Source organism: Sorangium sp. KYC3313 (assembly GCF_052075895.1).
In the GTDB taxonomy this organism is placed as follows: Bacteria; Myxococcota_A; Polyangia; order Polyangiales; family Polyangiaceae; genus Sorangium; species Sorangium cellulosum_B.
This window is the reverse complement of sequence record NZ_CP197255.1, coordinates 2,910,997-2,917,500: the sequence shown is the minus strand read 5'-3', so window position 1 is coordinate 2,917,500 and position 6,504 is coordinate 2,910,997. Positions and strand designations below refer to the sequence as shown.

The window sequence follows — 6,504 nt, the reverse complement described above, 5'->3', positions numbered from 1 at the left end:
CGCCATCTTGATGTGGGCGCTCCCCGACTCGTCGGCAATCTCCATCCAGCAGCCCATCGACTTGCACACGGCCGAGACGACCCCCTCGGTCCGGACGGTCTTTCCGCTGAACTTGCCCGGCTCCTGCAGGAGCACCGGCAGCGGCGTCGTCGAGCTCTCCGTGATGGGCGCGCCAAACTGCTTCTTCTCGAGCCGCGCGATCCCGGAAGCCGACGCCTGCATCGGCGATGCGCCCTCGGCGGCGGGAAGCCCGGCCCCAGGAGCCGGCTCGGCGTCGGGCTTGCGCTCGGCGGAACAGCCGAGCTGCGCAAGGACCAGGAAGAACAGGGAGGCGATGGGATTTGCACGCATGGCGACGAGTTTGCCCGACCCGACGGGCCCCTGCCACCGGGCCAGGGAAGAGCACCTCGGCGGCGGCGGAGCGGGCCCGGCGGCCCAGCGGCAGGTGGCGGGGGGGCGCGAGCGCAGCTGGCGGCTCGGCCGCTCACAAAAGCCTGCTACAAGGGCGGGCATGCGAACCGCTCGCGCCCGCGTCGGACGAGGCACGGCGGCGTGCGCGGTCGCGCTCGCCTGCGCCTCGACCGCGCACGCCGAGGAGCCCTCGAGCGCCGCGACCTCCAAGGATGCCGGTTCGGCCGAGCGGCCACCGGGACCTCCGCGGCCGCCGCTGCCGCCCGCGCCCCCCCGGACCCGCCTGCCGTGGGCCAGGCACATCGAGGTGGGCGCGGACATCGCCCTCGTCAACCGGTTCGGCTCGGACGACGCCGCGGGCCAGCCGACGGGGGTTCGCCTGAAGCCGGCGATCGGCGTCGGGGCCCACGCGCGCTGGGAGATCTTCGACTACCTGCGCTTCTCCGCCTTCTTCGTGCACGCCGAGCACGAGCTCGCGCTCCAGGCGGGCGCGCTCGCGCAGCCCGGCCCGATCACGGCAGAGCCACGCGAGGACGGCGCGCCCACGGTGCGTACCCTCGCGCTCGGCGCGCGCCTCGCGCCCACGCTTCCGCTCGGCGAGCGCGCCCGCTCGTGGCTGTCGGTCGGCGTCGGCTACGACCGGTTCGACTTCGATCGCATGCGGGTCTCCGACCCCGGGGGTGAGTTCACGATCCGCGAGCGCGGCGCGTCGTACGTCGAGATCCCGCTGGGGCTCGGGGTGTCGTTCGACATCATCCGCCGCTGGCTCACGATCGAGCTGGAGACCTCGGGCGCCTTCCTGCTCGGCCGGGGCGGCGACGCCACCCGGGAAGGCCAGGCCATCGACGCCCAGGGGCGGCGGCGCAGCGTCGGCGCGCTGCCGCAGGCCCGAGGCTCGTTCGTCCAGACGCTCGGCCTCTCCCTCGTGCTGTGATCGCCGCGTCGCGCGGCGAGCTCAGCTGAGGGCCAGCATGCGATCGATCGGGACGCGCGCGCGCTCGCGCAGCTCGGGCGCCATCTCCAGGCGCGGGGCGAGATCGCGCAGCGCGAGATAGACCTTCTCGAGCGTGTTGAGCCGCATGAAGGGGCACTCGTTGCAAGCGCAGTTGCCCTCCGGCGGGCCCTCGATGAACTCCTTGTGCGGCGACGCCTTGCGCATCTGGTGCACGATGCCGCTCTCCGTCGCGACGATGTACTTCAGGGCGTCGTCCGCGGTCGTGTACTTGAGCAGCGCGGTCGTCGAGCCGATGTAGTCGGACATCCGCAGGATCGGCTCCTCGCACTCCGGGTGCGCGATGAGCTTCGCGTCCGGGTGGCGCTCGCGCAGCGCGACGATCTTGCGCAGGCTGAAGGTCTCGTGGACGACGCAGCTGCCCTGCCACAGGCGCATCGGGCGGCCCGTCCGCTCGACGAGCCAGCGCCCGAGGTTCTTGTCGGGCGCGAAGAGGATCTCCTGCCCCTCGGGGATCGCGCGGACGATCTTCTCCGCGTTCGACGACGTGCAGATGTAGTCGCTCTCGGCCTTCACCTCGGCGGAGCAGTTGATGTACGAGATCGCGGCCGCGCCGGGGTACCGGGCGCGCCAGGCGCGGAAGCGGTCGACGGGGCAGCCGTCGGCGAGCGAGCAGCCCGCCGCGAGGTCGGGGACCACGACGATGCGCTCGGGGTTCAGGATCTTCGCCGTCTCGGCCATGAAATGCACGCCGGCGAACAGGATGACGTCCGCGGTCGTCTTCTTCGCCTGCTGGGCGAGCTGCAGCGAGTCGCCGAGGAAGTCCGCGAGATCCTGGATGTCGCCGTCCTGGTAGTAGTGGGCCAGGAGGACGGCGTTCCTCTCTCGCTTCAGGCGGCTGATCTCGTCGTGCAGATCCAGGCGCGGATCGATGGCGGCAGGCTGGGGCGCGGCGCTCGTCATGGCTGCCCAAGGTAGGCACCGCGCGGCGCGCTGGCCAGGGCCCCGAGCCGCGCGGCGCGCTCCAGCCACGGCCACGCAGCCGGTGCGGCGTTCGCCGGCGCTCCGGCCGCGCAGGGCGCTCCAGCCGCGTCTCCCTCGTTGACAACGGCCGGCACCGGTCCACGATCGAGGCCCGCGGTGGGCCTGGGGAGGAGCTCTCGTCGTGGGCGGCCACCCATGTCCCTCCTGATCCCCGTCGCCCTGCTCGCCCTCGTCATACCGCTCGTCGTGGCGCTCCTGCGCGCAAATGAGCTATTTTACGTGCGCGTCGAGGGGCGCAACGTCCGGATGCTCCGGGGCCGGATGCCGCAGCGGCTGCTCGACGACATCACGGACGTCCTCCGCGCAGCGCCGGTCGGGCGGGGCGCGGTGCGGGTCGTGGTCGAGGACCGGCGCGCCCGGGTCCACGTGGAAGGGGATATCTCTCCCGAGCAGGCTCAGCAGCTGAGGAACACCGTCTCCATGTGGCCGGTTCCGAAGATCCGCGCGGCCCCGAAGCGCCGCGCGGGCGCATGACCCCGCCGCCGACATTTCCACCCTAGCGAGTCAGTCCCGCATGGCCGACGACAAACCCCGAGACAATCCGCCGACCTCCAAGCTGGGACGCCTCGCGCGCCTCGCCGGCCTCGCGCCCCGCACGATCCCGTTCGCCATCGAGGGCGCGAAGCGCGTCCTCGGCGCAACCCGGACCGAGGAGGAAGAGGCCGAAGCGCGGAGGAGGATGGCCCAGGAGGTCAAGAAGACCGCCGAGGCGATGCTGAAGACGCTCGGCGAGATGAAGGGCCTGCCGCTCAAGTTCGGCCAGATGGCGAGCTACATCGACGGGCTCGCGCCGCCGGGATACGAGGAGAAGTTCCAGGCCACGCTGAAGAAGCTGCTCGACAAGGCGCCGCCCCTGTCGCCGGAGGCCGCGGAGCAGATGATCCGCGAGGAGCTCGGCACCCCGCCCGAGGACGTGTTCGCGGCCTGGGAGCGCGAGCCGTTCGCGGCGGCGAGCATCGGACAGGTGCACCGGGCCACGACGAGGTCGGGGGAGCGGGTCGCGGTGAAGGTGCAGTACCCCGGCATGGACAGGGCCATCGAGAACGACCTGAAGAGCGTCTCGATGCTCGAGGCGATGATGGCGCCCCTCGCCAAGAAGCTGCACGCCCGGCAGACCGTGGACGAGCTCCGCAAGGTCTTCCTGTCCGAGCTCGACTATGCGCGCGAGGCCGAGATGGCGGACCTGTTCCGCCGCATGAACGCCGGGGACGAGGACGTCTCTATCCCGCGCGTCCACCACAGCCTCACCACGAGGCGCGTCCTCACGCTCGAGCTCATCGACGGCATGAGCTACGCCGAGTTCTGCGAGCGCGGCAGCCAGGAGGCGAAGAACCGCGCGGGCCTCTCCATCTGGCGCTTCACCTTCCGCTCGATGCTCCGGTACGGCTGGCTCTACGCCGACCCGCACCCGGGCAACTACCGCTTCCACGAGGACGGCCGCGTCACGATCCTCGATTTCGGCTGCGTGAAGCAGCTCCCGCCCGACCTCGTGGCGGGCATGAAGCGCTACATGCGCGCCGCCATGGACGCGGACTGGAAGGAGTTCGACCGGGCGTGCGTGGAGGTGCTCGGCTACGACCCGGCCGACGAGAGCTGGGATCTCTACCGGAGCTACACGATGGAGCTCATGGTCCCGCTGTGCACGCACGGGACCTGGAAGTGCTCGCCGGAGAAGGCGCGCGAGACGGTGGCGTACCTGACCCGCGGCATCCGGGGGCTCGCCCTCAAGGAGGGAGAGAAGATGCCCACCATCCCCCACGTGCCGAAGATGCCGCAGGACTTCACGTTCGTGAATCGCCTGCAGTGGGGGCTCGCGTCCGTGCTGGCGGGGCTCCGGACCGAGGCGGCGTTCCGACGGACCATCGATCCCTGGGTGCGCGACGGGGTGCACCCCGTCCCCGATTGAGCGAGGATCGCTGGTAGGCTCGTCGGCGCGGAGAGGCGCGCCGAGGTCGCTTCCGCCGCGGCTCTCACCTTGACCTCGATCCCGCACGCTGTGACATTCGATCGGGGCATGGACGACGAGAGGGCGGCCTGCGAAAGGCGCGTAGGAACGACCCTGCGGGGCAAATGGACGATCGATCGCCTCGTCGGGATCGGCGGGATGGCCGCCGTCTATGCCGCGACCCACAAGATCGGGCGGCGCGAGGCGATCAAGATCCTCCACCCCGAGGTGGCGCGCTCGAAGGACCTGCGCGCCCGGTTCGAGCGCGAGGCGCAGGCCGTCAATCGGTTCCAGCACCCCGGCGTGGTCGAGATCCGCGACATCGACGTGACCGAGGACGGCGCGCCGTTCCTCGTGATGGAGCTCCTCGACGGCGAGTCGCTCGCCGACCGGCTCCAGCGGCTCGGCAACATCGAACTGGGCGAGATGCTGCGGCTCATGGATGAGCTGCTCGACGTGCTCGGCGCCGCGCACGGGCAGGGGATCATCCACCGCGACATCAAGCTCGACAACCTCTTCGTCGAGAAGACCGGGCGCCTCAAGGTGCTCGACTTCGGCATCGCGCGCATGCGCGACGGCGTGAAGACGGCGATGCGGACCCGCACGGGCGCGACGCTCGGGACGGTGTCGTACATGGCCCCGGAGCAGGTGCGCGGCATCTCGGTCGACCACAGGGCGGACCTCTTCGCCGCCGGCGCGACCATGTTCCGGGTGATCGCGAAGCGGCGCATCCACGAGGCGCGCACGGAGTCCGAGCTGCTCGTGAAGATGGCGACCATGGCGGCGCCGCCGCTCGCGAGCGTCGCGCCGGAGACGCCGCACGCGCTGTGCCTCGTCGTGGACAGGGCGCTCGCGTTCGATCGCGACCGGCGCTACCCGGACGCACGCACGATGCAGGCCGACGTGCGCGCGCTCCTGCATGGAGCGGCGCCGCCGCACGCGTCGGCGCGCCTCGCGGCGGGCGACGTGCCGTCGGCGGGCGCGCCGCCGCTCTCCCCGATGCTCCTGTCGGCGGCCGCCTCGGCGGACGCGCAGGCCGCGCCTCCGCCGCGGCCCGCGGCCCCGTCGGGCGCGAGATGGAACGAGATGGGCTCGGCGCCCGCGATCGGGTCGGAGCTCGGCCCAGGCAACAGCGGGGCGCCCTCGTGGGAGGCCGCCACGATGGCGGCGCCCGGCGCTCCGCGCGGGAGCGCCATGGATGCGGCCCAGGCGCACGGAGGCCACCCCGGCATGGCGCAGGCCGTCCCCGGCGCGCCGAATGGACCGCCCTCGGCCCTGCACAACACCGGCGCCGGCCACGCCGGAGCGCACGGCGCGCCCCCATCTCGGCAGGGCGCCGGCGCGCCCCACAGCGCGCCCGCCTCGCTCCACAACACAGGCTCCGGCCTGCACAACGCCGGACCGGCCTACGGCGCGCCCGCCCCGGCGCACGGCGCCGGCGCGCCCCACGGCCCGCCCGCCTCGCTCCACAACACAGGCTCCGGCCTGCACAACACCGGACCGGCCTACGGCGCGCCAGCCTCGCGGCACAGCGCCGGCGTGCCCCACGGCGTGCCGCACGGCGCGCCCGCGTCGTTGCACAACACCGGCTCGTCGCTGCACAACACCGGCTCGTCGCTGCACAACACCGGCTCGTCGCTGCACAACACCGGCTCGTCGCTGCACAACACCGGCTCGGCCTACGGCGCGCCCTCGCCGCCGCACAGCGCCAGCGCGCCCTACGGCGAGCAGCCGGCCGCCGCATGGGCGCCGCGCCACGTTCAGCCGAGGCTGCCGCCGAAGCTCGTGATCCCGCTCGCGCTCGGCGGCATGGCGCTCATGATCGTGAGCGTGCTCGCGGTCTGGATGGCGCTCCGCGACGAACCCCAGGGCGACGCGGTCCAGCACGATCTGCTGCCGGCCCAGAGCGCGAGCGCCAGGCCGACCCAGCTCTCCCCGTCGTCGGAGAGCACCGACGAATCGCGGAGCAACGTGAACGAGCCAGGATCGCGGAGCAACGTGAACGAGCCAGGATCGCGGAGCAACGTGAACGAGCCAGAGACGATGCGCCCAGACGCGCCGAACGCGCCGGCGAGCGCGCCGCCCGCGAGCACGTTCATCATCGACTTGACCAAGAAGAAACAGCGGACGAGAAAATCACGCCAGGACTGAA

The 6,504-nt window shown here is 72.2% G+C and carries 6 protein-coding genes (1 of these 6 only partly in view); 4 read left to right on the top strand and 2 right to left on the bottom strand.

Annotated features, from left to right (window positions below; genetic code table 11):
• A protein-coding gene (locus tag ACSRUE_RS11480; protein ID WP_441291046.1) for a DUF4920 domain-containing protein crosses the window boundary here: on the bottom strand, nucleotides 1–351 show its 5' portion. The gene continues 192 nt to the left of window position 1, outside the view; the window shows 351 of its 543 coding nt (coding positions 1–351); its start codon is at nucleotides 349–351; the stop codon falls past the left edge of the window.
• Between the two features lie 160 nt (nucleotides 352–511).
• Between ACSRUE_RS11480 and ACSRUE_RS11475 the strand changes: the two genes are divergently transcribed.
• Nucleotides 512–1,345, top strand: a complete 834-nt coding sequence (locus ACSRUE_RS11475) for a hypothetical protein (protein ID WP_441291045.1) — start codon at nucleotides 512–514, stop codon at nucleotides 1,343–1,345.
• 21 nt (nucleotides 1,346–1,366) lie between these two features.
• Here the strand turns inward: ACSRUE_RS11475 and nadA are convergent, their stop codons facing one another.
• Nucleotides 1,367–2,326: a quinolinate synthase NadA gene (gene nadA / locus ACSRUE_RS11470; protein ID WP_012240033.1), complete on the bottom strand. Its 960-nt coding sequence runs from the start codon at nucleotides 2,324–2,326 to the stop codon at nucleotides 1,367–1,369.
• A gap of 216 nt (nucleotides 2,327–2,542) precedes the next feature.
• Between nadA and ACSRUE_RS11465 the strand changes: the two genes are divergently transcribed.
• The 3 genes from ACSRUE_RS11465 to ACSRUE_RS11455 all read left to right on the top strand — a co-directional run bounded on the left by ACSRUE_RS11465 (nucleotide 2,543) and on the right by ACSRUE_RS11455 (nucleotide 6,503).
• Nucleotides 2,543–2,881, top strand: a complete 339-nt coding sequence (locus ACSRUE_RS11465) for a DUF3634 family protein (RefSeq protein ID WP_441291044.1) — start codon at nucleotides 2,543–2,545, stop codon at nucleotides 2,879–2,881.
• A 40-nt stretch (nucleotides 2,882–2,921) separates the two neighbouring features.
• On the top strand, nucleotides 2,922–4,313 hold the full coding sequence (locus ACSRUE_RS11460; protein ID WP_441291043.1) for an ABC1 kinase family protein: 1,392 nt from the start codon (nucleotides 2,922–2,924) through the stop codon (nucleotides 4,311–4,313).
• 108 nt (nucleotides 4,314–4,421) lie between these two features.
• Nucleotides 4,422–6,503 (top strand): serine/threonine protein kinase, encoded by a 2,082-nt coding sequence (locus ACSRUE_RS11455; RefSeq protein WP_441291042.1) that lies wholly within the window; start codon nucleotides 4,422–4,424, stop codon nucleotides 6,501–6,503.
• Nucleotide 6,504: the final 1 nt, after the last annotated feature.